The organism is Providencia sp. CIM-Carb-044, assembly GCF_033901115.1.
GTDB lineage: Bacteria > Pseudomonadota > Gammaproteobacteria > Enterobacterales > Enterobacteriaceae > Providencia > Providencia hangzhouensis.
On sequence record NZ_JAXADV010000005.1, the window covers coordinates 154,749 to 172,234 of the forward strand.

General features: G+C 41.7%; 17 protein-coding genes. 14 read left to right on the top strand and 3 right to left on the bottom strand.

The window, feature by feature from the left end; genetic code table 11:
* Nucleotides 1-55 precede the first annotated feature (55 nt).
* From ompR to hemN, 13 genes are all read left to right on the top strand, one after another.
* Complete coding sequence (gene ompR, locus SJ312_RS12295) at nucleotides 56-775, top strand: two-component system response regulator OmpR (protein WP_004266122.1); 720 nt, start codon at nucleotides 56-58, stop codon at nucleotides 773-775.
* On the top strand, nucleotides 772-2,103 hold the full coding sequence (envZ, locus tag SJ312_RS12300) for a two-component system sensor histidine kinase EnvZ (RefSeq protein WP_036958604.1): 1,332 nt from the start codon (nucleotides 772-774) through the stop codon (nucleotides 2,101-2,103). The genes ompR and envZ overlap by 4 nt, the downstream gene beginning before the upstream one ends.
* Nucleotides 2,104-2,596: 493 nt before the next feature.
* Nucleotides 2,597-3,640, top strand: a complete 1,044-nt coding sequence (gene pstS, locus SJ312_RS12305; protein WP_004262850.1) for a phosphate ABC transporter substrate-binding protein PstS — start codon at nucleotides 2,597-2,599, stop codon at nucleotides 3,638-3,640.
* A 130-nt stretch (nucleotides 3,641-3,770) separates the two neighbouring features.
* Nucleotides 3,771-4,727, top strand: coding sequence for a phosphate ABC transporter permease PstC (gene pstC, locus SJ312_RS12310; protein ID WP_004262847.1), 957 nt, complete (start codon nucleotides 3,771-3,773; stop codon nucleotides 4,725-4,727).
* 1 nt (nucleotide 4,728) lies between these two features.
* A complete protein-coding gene (gene pstA, locus SJ312_RS12315; RefSeq protein WP_036958603.1) occupies nucleotides 4,729-5,610 on the top strand; it encodes a phosphate ABC transporter permease PstA in 882 nt (293 codons plus the stop codon).
* 38 nt (nucleotides 5,611-5,648) lie between these two features.
* Nucleotides 5,649-6,425 (top strand): phosphate ABC transporter ATP-binding protein PstB, encoded by a 777-nt coding sequence (gene pstB / locus SJ312_RS12320; protein WP_004262838.1) that lies wholly within the window; start codon nucleotides 5,649-5,651, stop codon nucleotides 6,423-6,425.
* Nucleotides 6,426-6,438: 13 nt separating this feature from the next.
* Entirely contained in the window at nucleotides 6,439-7,152 is a 714-nt protein-coding gene (gene phoU, locus SJ312_RS12325) for a phosphate signaling complex protein PhoU (RefSeq protein ID WP_036958602.1), read from the top strand.
* Between the two features lie 536 nt (nucleotides 7,153-7,688).
* Entirely contained in the window at nucleotides 7,689-8,528 is an 840-nt protein-coding gene (locus tag SJ312_RS12330; protein ID WP_004262826.1) for an ABC transporter substrate-binding protein, read from the top strand.
* Between the two features lie 110 nt (nucleotides 8,529-8,638).
* Nucleotides 8,639-9,391, top strand: coding sequence for an amino acid ABC transporter permease (locus SJ312_RS12335; protein WP_004262824.1), 753 nt, complete (start codon nucleotides 8,639-8,641; stop codon nucleotides 9,389-9,391).
* 1 nt (nucleotide 9,392) lies between these two features.
* Entirely contained in the window at nucleotides 9,393-10,145 is a 753-nt protein-coding gene (locus tag SJ312_RS12340; protein WP_004262820.1) for an amino acid ABC transporter permease, read from the top strand.
* A 185-nt stretch (nucleotides 10,146-10,330) separates the two neighbouring features.
* Nucleotides 10,331-11,665, top strand: coding sequence for an NCS2 family permease (locus SJ312_RS12345; RefSeq protein ID WP_110592685.1), 1,335 nt, complete (start codon nucleotides 10,331-10,333; stop codon nucleotides 11,663-11,665).
* Between the two features lie 367 nt (nucleotides 11,666-12,032).
* Complete coding sequence (gene yihI / locus SJ312_RS12350) at nucleotides 12,033-12,548, top strand: Der GTPase-activating protein YihI (protein WP_153673258.1); 516 nt, start codon at nucleotides 12,033-12,035, stop codon at nucleotides 12,546-12,548.
* A 332-nt stretch (nucleotides 12,549-12,880) separates the two neighbouring features.
* The gene (gene hemN, locus SJ312_RS12355; RefSeq protein WP_153673257.1) at nucleotides 12,881-14,254 is read left to right on the top strand and encodes an oxygen-independent coproporphyrinogen III oxidase; all 1,374 of its coding nucleotides are present in this window, start codon (nucleotides 12,881-12,883) and stop codon (nucleotides 14,252-14,254) included.
* 213 nt (nucleotides 14,255-14,467) lie between these two features.
* Here hemN and ampC read toward each other — a convergent pair whose 3' ends face one another.
* Nucleotides 14,468-15,610 (bottom strand): class C beta-lactamase, encoded by a 1,143-nt coding sequence (ampC, locus tag SJ312_RS12360; protein ID WP_243750174.1) that lies wholly within the window; start codon nucleotides 15,608-15,610, stop codon nucleotides 14,468-14,470.
* A gap of 182 nt (nucleotides 15,611-15,792) precedes the next feature.
* Between ampC and SJ312_RS12365 the strand changes: the two genes are divergently transcribed.
* Nucleotides 15,793-16,674, top strand: a complete 882-nt coding sequence (locus SJ312_RS12365; protein ID WP_319867837.1) for a LysR family transcriptional regulator — start codon at nucleotides 15,793-15,795, stop codon at nucleotides 16,672-16,674.
* Nucleotides 16,675-16,752: 78 nt separating this feature from the next.
* Here SJ312_RS12365 and SJ312_RS12370 read toward each other — a convergent pair whose 3' ends face one another.
* On the bottom strand, nucleotides 16,753-17,040 hold the full coding sequence (locus SJ312_RS12370) for a helix-turn-helix domain-containing protein (protein ID WP_004262793.1): 288 nt from the start codon (nucleotides 17,038-17,040) through the stop codon (nucleotides 16,753-16,755).
* A 100-nt stretch (nucleotides 17,041-17,140) separates the two neighbouring features.
* Entirely contained in the window at nucleotides 17,141-17,362 is a 222-nt protein-coding gene (locus SJ312_RS12375) for a helix-turn-helix domain-containing protein (protein WP_094960821.1), read from the bottom strand.
* Between the last annotated feature and the right edge of the window lie 124 nt (nucleotides 17,363-17,486).

Sequence of the window (17,486 nt, forward strand, 5' to 3'; positions counted from 1 at the left end):
TACTTACATTCATTAAAAAAATAATTTGAAAGATGCACATCTTGAGGGCTACAAAATGCAGGAAAGTTATAAGGTTCTTGTCGTCGATGATGATATGCGTTTACGTGCACTGCTGGAACGTTACCTCACTGAGCAGGGTTTTCAGGTAAGGAGTGCCGCGAACGCAGAACAGATGGACAGAATCCTGACAAGAGAATCTATTCATCTGATCGTCTTAGATCTAATGCTACCGGGTGAAGATGGCTTATCAATTTGCCGTCGCTTACGTAGTCAAAATAACCCAATTCCTATTATTATGGTAACAGCGAAAGGCGAAGAAGTTGATCGCATCGTTGGCTTAGAAATCGGTGCGGACGACTATATTCCAAAACCTTTTAATCCACGGGAATTGCTAGCTCGTATTCGTGCGGTTTTACGTCGCCAAGCTAATGAATTACCGGGTGCGCCATCTCAAGATGATGCGATAATTACTTTTGGTAAATTTAAATTAAATCTTGGGACACGAGAAATGTTCCAAGGTGATGAGAATATGCCATTAACCAGCGGTGAATTCGCGGTGTTAAAAGTGTTGGTTTCTTACCCAAGGGAACCGTTATCTCGTGACAAGTTAATGAGCTTAGCGCGAGGTCGTGAATACAGTGCGATGGAACGTTCAATCGATGTTCAAATTTCACGTTTACGCCGCATGGTTGAAGAAGACCCAGCACACCCTCGTTATATCCAGACGGTTTGGGGCTTGGGCTATGTGTTTGTTCCTGATGGAAGTAAAGCATGAAGCGACTGAGGTTCTCAAGGCGTAGTACATTTTCTCGCTCGTTATTTTTATTTGTAGCCTTACTGTTTGCGAGTCTCGTAACCAGTTATATGGTCGTGTTGAATTTTGTTGTAATGCCTAGCTTACAGCAATTCAACAAGGTACTGGCATACGAAGTAAGAACATTAATGACAGAGAAAATGGTTCTACAAGATGGAACCTCAGTGCGGGTATCTCCCGCGTTGCGTAAGAAAATCTACAATGAATTAGGAATTACCTTTTATGCACATTCAGCGGCGATGGAAGAAGGACTGAATTGGGCAAAAGAGTATGATTTTCTAAGTGAACATATGTCGGAATATATTGGTGGTAAGGCGAGTGTTCACCTTGAATTAGGCCGAGAATACCCCATTCTATGGCTAACGTCTTATCTCGCACCTGATATTTGGGTGCGAGTTCCACTGACTGAAATCGGCCAAAACCAGTTCTCCCTTGTTTTTCGCTATACATTAACAATTTTTCTCACCATTTTTGCAGGGGTATGGTTGTATATACGCTACCAGAACAAGCCGTTGCTTGAATTGGAATACCACGCAGGTGAAGTCGGCAAAGGGGTAATTTTACCCCCAATGCAGGAAAAAGGCGCCACTGAGGTTAGAGCTGCTATTCGTTCTTTTAACCACATGGCTGCAGGGATTAAAACCTTAGAAAATGACCGAACTGTCTTAATGGCAGGGGTAAGTCATGACCTAAGAACTCCCTTAACCCGTATTCGTTTAGCGACAGAAATGATGAGCCCAGAAGATAGCTATCTGGCTGAATCTATTAATAAAGATATTGAAGAATGTGATGCGATCATCGGCCAATTCATGTCTTATCTGAAAACAGGTCAAGAAATGGATATGGAATTCTGTGACCTTAACGCTATTTTAATGGAAGCGGTGAACTCAGAAAGTAATGTCATCGGTGAAATTGAAACCGCACTTGAGCCTGGCTCAATGATTGTTAATGGTAACCCATTAGCAATTAAACGCGCGATTACCAATATGATTGTTAACGCTTATCGCTATGGTAATGGCTGGATCAAAGTCAGTAGTGGAAAAACGGAAGACTCCGTTTGGTTCCAAGTCGAAGATGACGGTGCAGGTATCAAAGAAGAAGATATTCATCGCCTGTTCCAGCCATTTGTACAGGGTGAAAAAGCTCGTAGCAACAAAGGCACAGGGCTAGGGCTAGCGATTATTCGCCGAATTGTCGATGCTCATGAAGGGAGCATTGAGATCCATAAGAGTGAGCGTGGTGGGTTTGCGATTAGGGCTTTGCTGCCTCTTAAAGAGAAAGAAGACTAAATACTCTTCACACTTTGTGCCGCAGCGTTGTTGGCTGCGTTCGGCTACTCAGGTCATATACTTGTGTATGCTCCCCGAGCTAAATACTCTTCACACTTTGCACCGCAGCGTTGTTGGCTGCGTTCGGCTACTCGGGTCACATACTTGTGTATGCTCCCCGAGATATCCTCACTTGCCGCCTAGCTGCAACACAAATTGTTTTGAGTATTATTTTATGGTTGCAGGATAAAAATATTTTTCGCTTTTATGACAGTCTGTCATTTTTCTTTTTGACGTCAGCTTTGAAATAATAGTTTTTTAACTATTTGAATTTTATAATATAAAATCTAATTCATCTTCGTTTTTGTTTCCTCGCTAGTGAAAAAATCAGCAATTGTCATAAAACTGTCATAAAAACGACATGTTGTCGTAACTAAATTGTCCTATTTTTCCTACCGTGACATACACCCAACAATTTCATACTTGATTGTTTCTATACATCCCCGGAGGGATTATGAAAATGACGCGTACCACCTTAGCAAGCGTAATGGCAGCAACTTTATCTCTGACTGCAATGTCTTCTTTTGCTGCTACCAGCCTGACCGGAGCTGGCGCGACCTTTCCTGCTCCTGTTTATGCGAAGTGGGCAGACTCTTATCAGAAAGAAACAGGTAATAAAGTAAACTATCAGGGGATTGGTTCTTCTGGTGGTGTCAAACAAATCAATGCAAAAACAGTTGATTTCGGTGCATCTGATGCCCCATTAACTGATGAAAAATTAAAAGAAGATGGCTTGTTCCAGTTCCCAACTGTTATCGGTGGTGTGGTACTGGCTGTTAATGTAAAAGGAATTGAGTCAGGGCAACTGACTTTAGATGGCAACACATTAGGCGACATCTATTTAGGTAAAATTACCAAATGGAATGACCCAGCAATCGCTAAATTGAACCCAAATGTTAGTTTGCCAGACCAAGCTATCGCAGTTGTTAGACGTTCTGACGGTTCTGGTACCACGTTCGTATTCACCAGCTACCTTGCTAAAGTCAGTGCAAGCTGGAAATCAGACGTTGGCGCGGGTTCTACCGTTAACTGGCCGAAAAATAGCGTAGGTGGTAAAGGTAATGATGGCGTTGCAGCTTTCGTACAGCGTCTACCAGGTTCTATCGGTTATGTTGAATATGCATACGCAAAACAGAACAACCTTGCGTATACTAAATTAATCTCTGCTGATGGCGAGGCGGTTTCACCAACGGGTGAAAGTTTCAGTGCCGCAGCGAAGAAAGTTGACTGGTCTAAATCTTTTGCACAAGATTTAACAAACCGTGATGGCGCGAATGCATGGCCGATTACTTCAACCACATTTATCTTAGTTCACAAGCAGCAAGCGAATGCGGAAAAAGGCAAAGCGGTTCTTGACTTCTTCAACTGGGCTTATGATAAAGGTGGTAAACAAGCTGAGGCATTAGATTACGCAATTTTACCTCAAGAAGTCGTGACCGCAGTACGTGCAGCATGGAAAACAGAAGTTAAAGATAGCCAAGGTAAAGCATTATTCTAGGTGAACTTAGGTTTTCTAAGTGCACTTAGGGTTGGAAATGGCGGGTAAGTGCTGAGGAACAGGGCTTACCCGCTCATCGTTGTAACGCAATCCTGTAGAAAAGAGCAGGAATGAAATGAGAACAAAGCGCATGGCCGAGAAAACAACGGCATTTAGAGCTCCCAGCAAATCAGGTGATGTGATTTTTAGTGCACTGGTAAAGATTGCCGCGCTCATCACTTTGTTAATGCTCGGAGGTATTATTATTTCCCTTATTTTTGCATCTTGGCCAAGTATGCAAAAGTTTGGGTTTTCGTTTTTGTGGACCAAAGAATGGGATGCACCGGCTGAAGAATTCGGTGCTCTTGTGCCTATTTACGGCACTATCGTTACATCGTTAATTGCTCTGATTATCGCCGTTCCCGTTAGTTTTGGTATAGCACTGTTCCTAACAGAACTGGCACCCAATTGGTTAAAACGTCCTCTTGGTATCGCGATTGAACTTCTTGCTGCTATCCCAAGTATCGTTTATGGGATGTGGGGGTTATTTGTCTTTGCTCCTCTGTTTGCAGAATATTTCCAAGAGCCAGTTGGTAATGTGATGTCGAGTGTGCCGATTGTCGGTGAATTATTTTCAGGGCCTGCATTCGGGATCGGTATTTTAGCAGCGGGGATAATCCTCGCGATTATGATTATTCCCTACATTGCGTCAGTGATGCGCGATGTATTTGAACAAACGCCTGTGATGATGAAAGAGTCAGCTTACGGCATTGGTTGTACGACATGGGAAGTGATTTGGAATATCGTGCTGCCGTATACCCGCAATGGGGTAATCGGTGGAGTGATGTTAGGCCTTGGCCGTGCATTGGGTGAAACCATGGCGGTGACGTTCGTGATTGGTAATACTTACCAACTTGATAGCGCATCACTGTTTATGCCAGGTAACAGTATCACCTCGGCACTGGCAAATGAGTTTGCGGAAGCAGAGAGCGGTTTACATACCTCGGCCTTGATGGAACTTGGACTTATCCTGTTTGTTATCACTTTTATTGTGTTAGCGATTTCCAAGTTGATGGTCATGCGTCTTGCGAAGAATGAGGGCCGTTAATATGTCGATATCTCAACCTATCGCAGTGAATGAAAAAGAACGAGCACGCCGTCAAGCGTGGCGTCGTCAAGTTAACAGAATGGCTCTATTTGTCTCAATGTTAACCATGGCTTTCGGCTTGTTCTGGTTAGTGTGGATTTTGTTTTCTACAGTCACTAAAGGGATTGATGGCATGTCCCTCAATCTGTTTACTGAAATGACTCCACCACCGAATACTGAAGGTGGCGGGCTGGCAAATGCCATCGTAGGTAGTGGTTTATTAATCTTATGGGCGACAGTTATTGGTACGCCTTTAGGGATTTTAGCGGGAATTTATTTAGCAGAATATGGCCGTAAGTCATGGCTAGCTTCAGTCACCCGCTTTATTAATGACATTTTATTATCAGCTCCGTCTATCGTTGTAGGGTTGTTTGTGTACACCATTGTGGTTGCTCAAATGCAGCACTTCTCGGGTTGGGCTGGGGTTGTGGCGCTTGCATTGCTGCAAATTCCAATTGTTATCCGAACCACTGAAAACATGTTGAAATTAGTTCCGGATAGCTTGCGTGAAGCCGCTTATGCACTTGGCACACCAAAATGGAAAATGATTTTATCTATTACGCTAAAAGCATCTGTGTCAGGGATTATCACTGGGATCTTGCTTGCAATTGCGCGTATTGCTGGGGAAACCGCACCGCTTCTGTTTACTTCTCTGTCAAATCAGTTCTGGAGTACAGATATGAGCGAACCAATTGCTAACTTACCAGTGACAATCTTCAAATTTGCAATGAGCCCATTCTCCGAATGGCAAGAGCTTGCATGGGCTGGGGTTCTTTTAATTACCCTATGTGTCCTGCTCATTAACATCATTGCACGTGTTGTGTTCGCACAGAAAAAACACTAAGCGCCAGATAAATAAAGATTTAGAGAGAAAAGCAAACCATGATTAATGCAAACGATATTGCAAATAGTAAAATTAAAGTACGTGACCTCAACTTCTATTATGGCAAGTTTCACGCACTGAAAAATATCTCTTTAGACATTGAAAAAAATAAAGTCACTGCGTTTATCGGCCCATCAGGCTGTGGTAAATCGACGTTATTACGTACCTTCAATAAAATGTATGAATTGTATGGCGAGCAGCGCGCAGAAGGTGAAATTTTACTGGATGGTCAAAATATCCTGACAGATAAACAAGATATCGCGTTATTGCGTGCGAAAGTCGGAATGGTTTTCCAAAAACCAACACCATTCCCGATGTCAATCTACGATAATATTGCATTTGGTGTGCGTTTATTTGAAAAATTATCTCGTGTAGAAATGGATGAACGTGTGCAGTGGGCGTTAACAAAGGCTGCATTATGGAATGAAACCAAAGATAAGCTACACCAAAGTGGTTATAGCTTGTCGGGTGGGCAGCAACAGCGTCTCTGTATTGCTCGTGGTATTGCTATTCGTCCAGAAGTTTTATTGTTGGATGAGCCCTGTTCTGCTCTTGACCCAATTTCAACCGGTCGAATTGAAGAACTGATTAGTGAATTAAAGTCAGAATACACCGTGGTAATTGTTACCCACAATATGCAACAAGCAGCACGCTGTTCTGACTATACGGCTTTCATGTATTTAGGGGAGTTAGTTGAGTTTAATCATACTGACAAAATGTTTACTACCCCAGAAATGAAGCAAACTGAAGATTATATTACTGGCCGCTACGGTTGATATGGAGCCGACGATGGATACGCTGAATCACAACAAACATATATCGGGGCAGTTCAATGCTGAACTGGAACATATCCATACTGAATTGATGACGATGGGGGGGCTGGTCGAAGAACAGCTTACCAAAGCCATTACGGCCATGCATAATCAGGATGAAGCCTTAGCGCGTGAAGTTATCGAAAATGACCATAAAGTCAATATGATGGAAGTGGCCATTGATGAAGAATGCGTTAAGATCATCGCGAAACGCCAACCAACGGCGAGTGATTTGCGCCTGATTATGGCAATTTCAAAAACCATTGCTGAGCTGGAAAGAATCGGCGATGTTGCAGACAAAATTTGCCAAACTGCATTGGAAAAATTCTCTCATCAACATCAGCCCCTGTTAGTGAGCTTAGAATCATTAGGTCGCCATACAGTGCAAATGCTACATGACGTATTAGATGCATTCGCACGAATGGATCTCGAAGAAGCCATTCGTATTTACCGTGAAGATGAGAAAGTTGACCAAGAGTATGAGGGCATCGTACGCCAATTGATGACCTATATGATGGAAGACCCTCGGACGATCCCAAGTGTATTAACGGCATTGTTCTGCGCACGTTCAATTGAGCGCATCGGTGACCGCTGCCAAAATATCTGTGAGTTTATTTTCTACTATGTGAAGGGGCAGGATTTCCGTCATGTGGGTGGGGATAGTCTTGAAAAGATGCTAACGAACAAATAAATGCTCGTCATATTTCGTACTGTGGCGGTGTTGGCTTCGCTCGGCTACTCGGGTCACATACTGGTGTATGCTCCCCGAGATATCCTTGCTTGCCGCCTAGCCACAATACGAACTATTTAGAGCATAAACGCTGGTCATATTTCGTGCTGTGGCGGTGTTGGCTTCGCTCGGCTACTCGGGTCACATACTGATGTATGCTCCCCGAAATATCCTAGCTTGGTGCCTAGCCACAATACGAACTATTTAGAGCATTGATACGTTTGAACAGTTATTTCTTTAATGACTATTGGCGATTTTCAGGTACAAAGCATCTAAAAATTTAGCTTAAGATTTTTATACCGACTTTCTTCTTGCTCAATAAGAGTCTATTGATGGTTTAACCATGTTGGGGCCTTTGTACAAAGCTTGCCCCTTTTTTGTGTGGTTTTATATTCTATTTTGTTATAAATATATTATTTAATATTATTTCAAGTGCTAAGTAATAGTTGATAGCTTGTGATGGTCGATTTACAAAAATTTACCGTCAGGGGTGTTCAATGAAAGCTCGTATTCTAACGACTGTTTTACTTACAGGTTTAGCGCTGACAGCGAATGTCGCTAGCGCAGATAAATTAGATGATATCAAACAAGCGGGTGTGATCCGCATTTCAGTATTTGATAGTAACCCACCATTTGGTTTTATTGACCCACAAACTAAAAAATTAGCGGGTTATGATGTTGATATTGCGCAAGAAATTGCAGATGGCCTAGGGGTAAAACTTGAGCTTCGTCCAACTAATCCAGCAAATCGCATTCCACTTCTAACTTCAGGTAAAGTTGACTTGATTGGTGCTAACTTCACCATTACAGATGAACGCGCAAAACAAGTTGATTTCTCAATTCCTGATTTTGCGACAGGCCAAAAATTTATTGCCCGTAAAGGCGTATTAAAAACACCTGACGACATCAAACCACTGCGTATTGGCGCAGACAAAGGTACTGTGCAGGAAGTGACTCTGCGTGAGCGGTTCCCTGAGACTAAAGTGATTTCTTATGACGATACCCCACAAGCTTTCGCTGCACTGCGTAATGGTAACGTCCAAGCTATCACACAAGATGATGCAAAACTGGTGGGCTTATTAGGTAATTTACCTGAAAAAGTGAAAGCAGATTTTGAGATTTCCCCATTTAGCCTGACGAAAGAATACCAAGCATTGGCAGCAAGCAAAGGTGAAACGCGTTTGGTTGAAAACGTCAACGAAACACTGTTGAAACTGGAGAAAGAAGGTAAAGCCGAGGTGATCTATAACCGCTGGTTTGGGCCAGATACCAAAGCTGCACAGCCACGCGGAGACTTTAAATTCGCACCACTGAGTGAGCAACAGCCACAGTCTTAATGGGTAACGGTAAGTACTCAGTGATTTGAAGCCCCGCACTCTGTGTGGGGTTCTTGGTTATAAAGGATGAGTTTTTAATCACAAGCTGTGAAGGCAATAGGTCGTGAACAATGTTTGAAAAATTTTTAAATGGTGATTTTTGGTCTGCCCATTTCTTGGCACCGCAGTATTTAGAATGGTTTGGCTACGGCTTTTTGATCACTATTTGGATCTCGATTTGTACCATTGTTGCAGCCACTGTATTGGGTTTTATAGTTGCATCAGCAAAGGATAGCCAAATTACTCTTGTGCGTTGGGCTGTGAGTATCTACATCTCTATTTTCAGAAATACGCCTTTGTTGGTGCAGTTATTCTTTTGGTATTTCGCTTCTGGTGAAATTTTACCCTCTGCTGCAATGGAATGGCTCAATACTCCCCATGAAGTCCATTTACTTGGAATCACAGTGGGTTGGCCGTCATTTGAATTTTTAGCCGGTTTTATCGGTTTGACCCTTTATACCGTGCCGTTTATCGCTGAAGAAATTCGTGCTGGGATCCGTGGCGTTCGTCAGGGACAGAAATATGCTGCGTTTGCTTTAGGGCTAACCTCATGGCAGGCCATGAAACTGGTGGTATTACCGCAAGCCGTTAAAATCGCGATGCCTCCACTACTGGGCCAATATATGAATGTGGTAAAAAATTCATCATTAACGATGGCGATAGGCGTCGCAGAACTGTCTTATGTCTCCCGCCAGGTTGATAGCCAGACACTGCAAACCTTTGCTGCATTTGGTGTGGCAACCGTTTTGTATATTGCCATTATTGCGGTAATGGAAGGTTGGGGCCAGTGGCGTCAACAGCGTAATTTGGCTCAGGGGGTATAAGATGGATTTTTCGATTATTGAGCAGAATTGGCAATATTTATTGTTTGGTACTTTTCCGGATGGGCCACTTGAAGGTGCTGCACTGACGTTAGTCATTAGTTTACTTGCCGGTGCGGCTTCTATTGTATTAGGAACATTGGGTGGAATAGCTTTAGCCATGCTGCGGGGCTTCTGGGTTAACCTATTTGCTGCGATTTTAGGTTTTTTCCGTGCAATTCCGGTCATTATGTTAATTTTTTGGACCTATTTTCTGTTGCCAATCTTATTGGGTATGGAAATTCCGGGTATTGCAACAGTCGTCTGTGCATTGGCATTAATTACTTCTGCATATTTGGCTCATGCCGTGAAAGCTGGCATTTTAGCGATAGGAGCAGGGCAGTGGCAGGCAGGGTTATCCTTGGGGTTTAGCCGCTGGCAGGTATTGTGGAATGTCGTATTGCCACAGGCCTTACGTATGATGGTTCCTTCATTTATTAACCAGTGGGTAGCATTAATTAAAGATACCTCGTTGGCTTATGTTGTTGGTGTTGCGGAGCTTTCTTTCTTAGCAACCCAAGTGAATAACCGTGAAATGGTTTATCCTCTCGAAGTTTTCTTATTCGTAGCATTTATTTATTTTGTTATGTGTTTTGCGGTAGAAATTATTGCGAATAGGGTGGCGACAAAGCTGAGTGCGCAACATCAACCCCAGAAACTGGCTGCGAAACATCGTTTATTGTTTTGGCGCCGACAAAAATTGTTAGCACTTTCCTAAATCAAAAGTGGTGGTGAAATACTCACCACTTTTTCACTCCACTATTTTGGTTTCTATTATTATTTCATCTTGGCGTATCAGTTAGTTAGGACATTTTTGCCCCTTATAGTTTACGCAATCGTTTTCTTTTGTGATTTTTAATTGTAGTATAGGGCGAAAAAAACTTTTTTTGGGCGCAATATCTAATGAGTAATCAATCTTCTAGCTCGGCACAACCGCAGGGCTTGTTTCAGCGTGTTTTTAAATTGCAAGAGCACGGCACGACAGCACGGACAGAAGTTGTTGCAGGCTTCACCACCTTCCTAACGATGGTATATATCGTTTTTGTTAACCCTCAAATTCTCTCAGTTGCAGGCATGGATATCAAAGCTGTGTTTGTCACCACCTGTTTGATTGCGGCTATTGGTAGTATTTTGATGGGGCTGTTGGCAAATTTACCGATTGCAGTAGCACCTGCTATGGGGCTGAATGCTTTTTTTGCTTTCGTTGTAGTTGGCGCGATGGGCTATTCATGGCAAGTTGCAATGGGGGCCGTATTTTGGGGGGCAGTCGGGTTATTTATTCTGACATTATTCCGTATCCGTTATTGGATTATCGCCAATATCCCGCTTAGTCTTCGCGTCGGGATCACCAGTGGTATCGGCCTATTTATTGCGATGATGGGGCTGAAAAACTCCGGTATTATTGTCGCTAACCCAGACACGTTAGTCTCTATCGGTAATTTGACTCACCATAATGTTTGGCTGGGAGCCCTCGGGTTCTTTATTATTGCAATCTTAGCGGCTCGTAATATTCATGCCGCGGTATTAGTTTCTATTGCAGTGACCACCTTGATTGGCCTAGCTCTGGGGGATGTGAAATATTCTGGGATATTCTCAATGCCGCCAAGTATCACGAGTGTCGTCGGGCAGGTTGATTTCGCTGGCTCTTTAGACTTAGCGTTATCCGGTGTAATTTTTGCCTTTATGTTAGTAAACCTGTTTGACTCATCAGGCACCATGATAGGTGTGACTGACAAAGCGGGTATCACAAATGAACGCGGAACTTTCCCACGGATGAAGCAAGCGTTATATGTGGACAGCTTGAGCTCTGTTGCAGGTTCAGCGATGGGGACATCTTCTGTCACCGCCTATATTGAAAGTTCTTCTGGTGTTTCTGTTGGTGGGCGTACAGGTTTAACCGCGATCGTCGTTGGTGTTTTATTCCTATTGACCATGTTTATCTCACCTCTTGCCGGTATGGTTCCAGCTTATGCAACTGCGGGAGCCTTGATTTACGTGGGCGTGTTGATGACATCAAGCCTAACTCGCGTGAAATGGGATGACTTAACTGAGTCTGTACCCGCATTTATTACTGCAGTGATGATGCCATTTAGTTTCTCGATTACTGAAGGTATTGCGTTGGGCTTTATTGCTTACTGTGCAATGAAAATTGGTACTGGTCGATGGCGTGACCTAGGCCTGTGTGTGATTTTAGTCGCGGCGATGTTCCTACTAAAAATGGTGCTCGTCGACGCCTAATATTCGTCATACTTCAAGCTGTGGCGTTGTTGTCTTCACTCGGCTACTCGGGTCACATACTTATGTATGCTCCCCGAGATAACCGCGATTGACGCCTAGCCACAACTTGAATTATTTAGAATATTTCTCAAGATGGCTCTCTATTTTTTTTAGGTAAAACCACTTGGAAGATTAATCCCCCTTCAGATGGCTTTCCCGTCTTGTTACTTGCATGCAACTCAAATTATTTAAGGTATAATCATTAAAGTACTATTGCGAAGGCAGGGTGGAGTAAAAAATCCGCTGAAATTGCAAACTAGTGCTTTCCCCCTTTATGGGATCCTGCTAGATTTCGCAGCAGAAACTGACTTTATCAAGGTATCAGACCATGAATGCACCAAAAAAACCGGCTGCTAAGCCAAAGAAAAAATACCGTAAAACTAAAGAAGAGATAAATGCGGAAGGCCGTGAGCGTAAGCGCGAGAAAAAACATCGTGGTCATAAATCTGGTAGCCGTAACCAAGAATCTGCTTCTAACAATGCTAAAGGTGGGATATCTACCACCACAGACCCGCGTATTGGTAGCAAAAAACCGATTCCATTAGTTGTGGATGATAACAAACCTGTAGCGCGTCCAGTGGTGAAAGAGATGCCAGTCGCTAAAGAAAAATTGACGCCAGAAAAAGAGTTGGAAATGCTAGAAAGCGATGACCGCCTAGATAGCATTTTGGCGCGTCTGGAGGATGGCGAAACTATCACTGCGCAAGAACAGCAGTATGTTGATACCTGTTTAGACCGTATTGATGAACTGATGAATATTCTCGGTATTGAATATAGCGAAGAAGAAGAGGAAGAAGACGAAGAAAAACTTGATGACATTATGCGCATCTTAAAAAGTAAATAATTTCGTTTAAAAGATCCCTCGCGCTAGCGGGGGATTTGGCTATTTTTTCTGCTAACTCACTTTTCTTTGATGTTGAATCAAGTCTCTTTTCTCTAACATATTTATACTGGTCATATTCAAAGCTGCAGCGTTGTTGACTATGTTCATTCGCACGAGTCTCATACTTATGTATACTCCTAGCGACTCATTCACTTGTCGCCTAGCTGCAACTCGAAATATTTAGAGTCTATAATGCTTATGCAGGTTATAAAATTTTCACTCTCATCGAATAACAAATTAAATAGAGTGAAGTCATCGTTATAGTTTGAGCTTTTGGTCAATTGAGGAATGTTATGTCAGAGCAAAATATTGTTTGGGATCTTTCTCTCATTCAAAAATACAATTATTCAGGGCCTCGTTATACCTCGTATCCCACAGCCTTGGAATTCAATCAAGATTATGATGAGAATGCGTTTGTTCAAGCAACACAACGTTATCCTGATCGACCTTTATCGCTCTATGTCCATATCCCTTTTTGCCATAAACTTTGTTATTTCTGTGGCTGTAATAAATTAGTGACACGCCAAAAACATAAAGCCGATGAATATCTTAAAGTAATTGAACAAGAAATTATTCAGCGCGCAGCTTTATTAAAAGGCCGTATTGTGACCCAGATGCATTGGGGCGGTGGTACTCCGACTTACCTCGATAAAGCTCAAGTCAGCCATTTGGTTGGTTTATTGAAAAAGCATTTTCATTTTGCGGATGATGTTGAAATGTCCATCGAAGTCGACCCGCGTGAAATTGAACTGGATATGATAGACCATCTGCGCCATGAAGGGTTTAACCGCTTAAGCATGGGAGTTCAGGATTTTAATAAAGAAGTTCAGGTGCTGGTTAACCGTGAACAGGACGAAGAATTTATTTTTGCCCTAATTAAACGAGCAAAAGAAACGGGTTTTACCTCAACGAGTATTGATTTGATTTATGGTTTACCTAAACAAACTCCTGAAAGCTTTGCATTTACCTTAAAGAAAGTGGCTGAATTATCACCAGATCGCTTAAGTGTGTTTAATTACGCGCATTTGCCTAATTTATTTGCGGCGCAGCGTAAAATTAAAGATGCTGATTTACCAAGTGCAGAGCAAAAACTCGATATTCTGCAAGACACAATCGCAACCCTCACCAGAGATGGCTATCAATTCATTGGTATGGACCACTTTGCTCGCCCTGAAGATGAGCTCGCTGTGGCCCAACGAGAAGGGGTTTTACACCGTAATTTCCAAGGTTATACGACTCAAGGCGACTGTGATTTATTAGGATTAGGCGTTTCTGCGATCAGTATGTTAGGCGATAACTACGCGCAAAATCAAAAAGATTTGAAAACCTATTATGCGCAAGTTGAAGAGCAAGGCCAAGCGCTGTGGCGAGGTCTCGTCTTAACCGATGATGATTGCTTGCGCCGTGATGTTATTAAAACCTTAATCTGTAACTTCCAATTGGATTTTGCACAAATTGAAGCAATCTATCCAATTGACTTTAAATCTTATTTTAAAGAGGATTTAGAGCTATTGAAGCCAATGGCAGAAGATGGATTAGTCGAAATGACAGACAAAGGAATTAAAGTTACGCCGCAAGGGCGTTTACTTATTCGTAATATTTGTATGTGTTTTGATGTTTATTTACGTAGTCAGATGAGGCAGCGGCAGTTTTCCCGCGTTATCTAAATGCTCTTCATAATTCGTGCTGTCGCGTTGTTGTCTTTAATACTCTTCATATTTCGCGCAATAGCTGCGTTGGCCTTATTCGGCTACTCGGGTCATATACTTTTGTATACTCCCCGAGATAGCCGAATTTTGCCGCCTTGCTCTAGCACGAACTATTTTGAGTATTACTGGTTCGTTATCTGATTATTTAGAACATTGGATGTTCTGCGTGGGCTAGTGTTTCGCTTTTTCGATTAGCTGGTAGGCCGCAGTGATGCGGTCAGGGATTGGATACCATTTGTTGGATAAAATAATAATACCCACTTGGTTTTCCGGAATAAATGCCGCATAGGTTGCAAAACCATTGGTTGAACCTGTTTTATTGTAAAAAGCCTGTGTTTCAGGTGGCATTACAGGATGGATAGCTTCAACTTTTTGCGGTGTGAGCGCCATTTCATTTCGGTTACCTTGCTGTAATTGAGCAAGAGATACTGGCCACGAATAGCTTTCCCACATCATATCTTGCATAAATGAATCGGTCATATAGAACCCAGTATGGGTGTTTTCTACAGCTTCTTGCCACGGCTTAGCGACTTTCTTCGTTTGCATATTAATATCTAAGAAGCGAATTAGATCTTTAGCATTAGATTTCAAACCATAAGATTCAGCATCTAAAATTTGTGGTGCTACACGAATGGGCTGATCGTGCTTATTATAACCTTGAGCATAATTTTTCTGTTGGTTTTTAGGGACATGAATATAGGTATGTTTTAGCCCAAGTGCAGGCAACATTAATTTTTCCATCGCTTGCTCAAATGGCATTTTGAGTTGTTTAGCGGTAACGATACCGAGTAGCCCCACGCCAAGATTTGAATAAGAGCGATATTGCCCAATGGCTTTGGTAGGTTTCCACTGCTGGTAATAACGGATTAATTCAGCTGAATTAGTAATGCTATCAGGCACAAATAACGATAAACCGGAAGTGTGAGTAGCCAAGTTCATTACTGTGACTTGGTCAAAAGCAGACCCTTTTAATTCAGGAAGATAGTGGCTTACCTTTTGCGAAAAATCGAGTTTTCCTTGGTCTTGTGCATAGGCTGCGAGTGTGGCAGTAAACGTTTTAGACAAAGAACCAATCTCAAATAAAGTCTCATCACTGACAGGTACTAAGCTTTGCTTAGACTGCACACCATAGTGATAAATATAGTGTTTCCCTTCAACGGAAATTGCGACAGACATCCCTGGGATCTGTTTTTGTTCCATCAGAGGTTTAATAATGTCATCCACATCCTTTTGAGTGAACGCATTAGCGGATAGCGTGGTTAACGCCAAACTCAGTGCGACAAAAATTCGCCCCTGACGAAAAAGAGTTTTCATAGAGTTATTCCAATAAGTACAAGTTTAAGTTATTGCTAACAGGAATTGAAAGCACTTCATTGTAAATTTAAAGTGCTTTAATATAGGCTATTAGGCGGTTAAACCGCAATTGCAAAGCAGTATGCATGCTTTCGGTCATTATTTGAAACGATATAAAATTCGATGAGGTAAAAGAAAATCTTATGGCAGAAAATTATCGTCATCGGCTTCCACTCAATGCGCTTAGGGCATTCGAAGCTTCAGCGCGGCATTTAAGTTTTACACGAGCAGGAATAGAGTTGAATGTCACTCAGGCAGCTGTTAGTCAACAAGTTAGGTTGTTAGAGGAGCAGCTGGGACTAGAACTCTTTATTCGTTTACCTCGAGGGCTTGCATTAACTGATGAAGGGCTTGCATTGCTGCCCGTATTGAGCCGCTCTTTTGACCAGATTGAGTCATTACTATTGCAATTTGAAGATGGCCATTATCGAGAAGCTTTAAGTATTTCAGTGGTCGGTACATTTGCTGTGGGCTGGTTATTGCCAAGATTAACCCAATTCTCGGAATTATACCCTTATATTGATTTACGCATTATGACTCATAACAATGTGGTGAATCCCGCTGCCGAAGGCGTTGATTTTGCTATTCGCTTTGGGGAGGGCTTATGGCCACTGGTTGAAAATATTCCTCTATTTTCAACGGCTCATACTGTACTTTGTTCAGAGAAAGTCGCGAGCCAGCTCAAACATCCATTAGATTTAAAATCCCACCAGTTAATGCGTTCATATCGTAAAGATGAATGGGAAAAATGGTTTTTAGCTGCGGAGATTGAACCTTGGCGTGTCAAAGGCCCTGTATTTGATTCATCACGTTTAATGGTTGAGGCTGCGTTATTAACCGACAGTATAGCATTGGTGCCAAGTTGCATGTTTAGTCATGAATTAAGTGCTGGGGCGTTAGTTCAACCTTTTGATATATCTGTAACACTGGGTGGATATTGGTTAAGCCGTTTAAAGTCAAGAGTCATGACACCAGCGATGGCGATATTTCGTCATTGGTTGGTGGAGGAGTCTAAAAAAGAATAATAAGTCGGTGCTATACTATAAATAGAAATAGCACCGATATTTAATTTATTGGCATATTATAATGCTCATATTTAGAGGTTAGAATACCAAAGCTTCAGCAGAGAAATAATTCTTTTTATTAACAGAGAGCTCTGTACTATTAATATCCGTAATGGTTTCAGTAAAGAAATAGGTCGGCGAAACATTAAATATTTGTGCCAACTGGTAAATGGTGTCGACATGAATATTAACCTCACCATTTTCATAGCGTGATTGGTGTTGTTGGCTAATGCCTAACAATATGCTTAAATCTTTACCACTCATTCCGTGACTTTCTCTTAATGATCTTATTTTTAAACCGACGGATTTAGATATTTTTCGTTTCATGATTTTCTCTCTAATTTATTTTAAATATTATAATGTTAATATAATTAAATATTTTTAATGTAATTGGATCTTCTAGTGATATGTATTATTACTTAATTTATTAAAAATCATGGGACTGAAAGAAGGTTTTAATATCAATCTCAAAATACGTTGCATACTGGAACAATCTATCTAAAGTAATTCTATTTACTCCTCTTTCATATCGTGACTGTTGTTGTGGGCTGATGCCAATAACCTCGGATAGTTCATTAACTGAAAGTCCATTCGTTTTCCGATAAAAAAGTATTTTTTTGCCAATTAGGTGAGATGTTGAATAAGGCATATATACTCCTATAATTATATTTTTTATTTCTAACTAAACACGATGAAAGATTACCTCTCTATCTTAACCATTTTAATAAAATAGTAAATTTGCTATTTATCAATTGTTCGATGATATTTTTCGA

Excerpts from the sequence above, each read along its gene's own strand:
- envZ (WP_036958604.1), top strand. The coding sequence starts at position 772 with ATGAAGCGACTGAGGTTCTCAAGGCGTAGTACATTTTCTCGCTCGTTA.
- hemN (WP_153673257.1), top strand. The coding sequence starts at position 12,881 with ATGTCAGAGCAAAATATTGTTTGGGATCTTTCTCTCATTCAAAAATAC.
- phoU (WP_036958602.1), top strand. The coding sequence starts at position 6,439 with ATGGATACGCTGAATCACAACAAACATATATCGGGGCAGTTCAATGCT.
- ampC (WP_243750174.1), bottom strand. The coding sequence starts at position 15,610 with ATGAAAACTCTTTTTCGTCAGGGGCGAATTTTTGTCGCACTGAGTTTG.
- SJ312_RS12370 (WP_004262793.1), bottom strand. The coding sequence starts at position 17,040 with ATGAAACGAAAAATATCTAAATCCGTCGGTTTAAAAATAAGATCATTA.
- yihI (WP_153673258.1), top strand. The coding sequence starts at position 12,033 with ATGAATGCACCAAAAAAACCGGCTGCTAAGCCAAAGAAAAAATACCGT.
- SJ312_RS12365 (WP_319867837.1), top strand. The coding sequence starts at position 15,793 with ATGGCAGAAAATTATCGTCATCGGCTTCCACTCAATGCGCTTAGGGCA.
- SJ312_RS12345 (WP_110592685.1), top strand. The coding sequence starts at position 10,331 with ATGAGTAATCAATCTTCTAGCTCGGCACAACCGCAGGGCTTGTTTCAG.
- SJ312_RS12335 (WP_004262824.1), top strand. The coding sequence starts at position 8,639 with ATGTTTGAAAAATTTTTAAATGGTGATTTTTGGTCTGCCCATTTCTTG.
- pstA (WP_036958603.1), top strand. The coding sequence starts at position 4,729 with ATGTCGATATCTCAACCTATCGCAGTGAATGAAAAAGAACGAGCACGC.
- SJ312_RS12340 (WP_004262820.1), top strand. The coding sequence starts at position 9,393 with ATGGATTTTTCGATTATTGAGCAGAATTGGCAATATTTATTGTTTGGT.
- ompR (WP_004266122.1), top strand. The coding sequence starts at position 56 with ATGCAGGAAAGTTATAAGGTTCTTGTCGTCGATGATGATATGCGTTTA.
- pstB (WP_004262838.1), top strand. The coding sequence starts at position 5,649 with ATGATTAATGCAAACGATATTGCAAATAGTAAAATTAAAGTACGTGAC.
- pstC (WP_004262847.1), top strand. The coding sequence starts at position 3,771 with ATGGCCGAGAAAACAACGGCATTTAGAGCTCCCAGCAAATCAGGTGAT.
- SJ312_RS12330 (WP_004262826.1), top strand. The coding sequence starts at position 7,689 with ATGAAAGCTCGTATTCTAACGACTGTTTTACTTACAGGTTTAGCGCTG.
- pstS (WP_004262850.1), top strand. The coding sequence starts at position 2,597 with ATGAAAATGACGCGTACCACCTTAGCAAGCGTAATGGCAGCAACTTTA.
- SJ312_RS12375 (WP_094960821.1), bottom strand. The coding sequence starts at position 17,362 with ATGCCTTATTCAACATCTCACCTAATTGGCAAAAAAATACTTTTTTAT.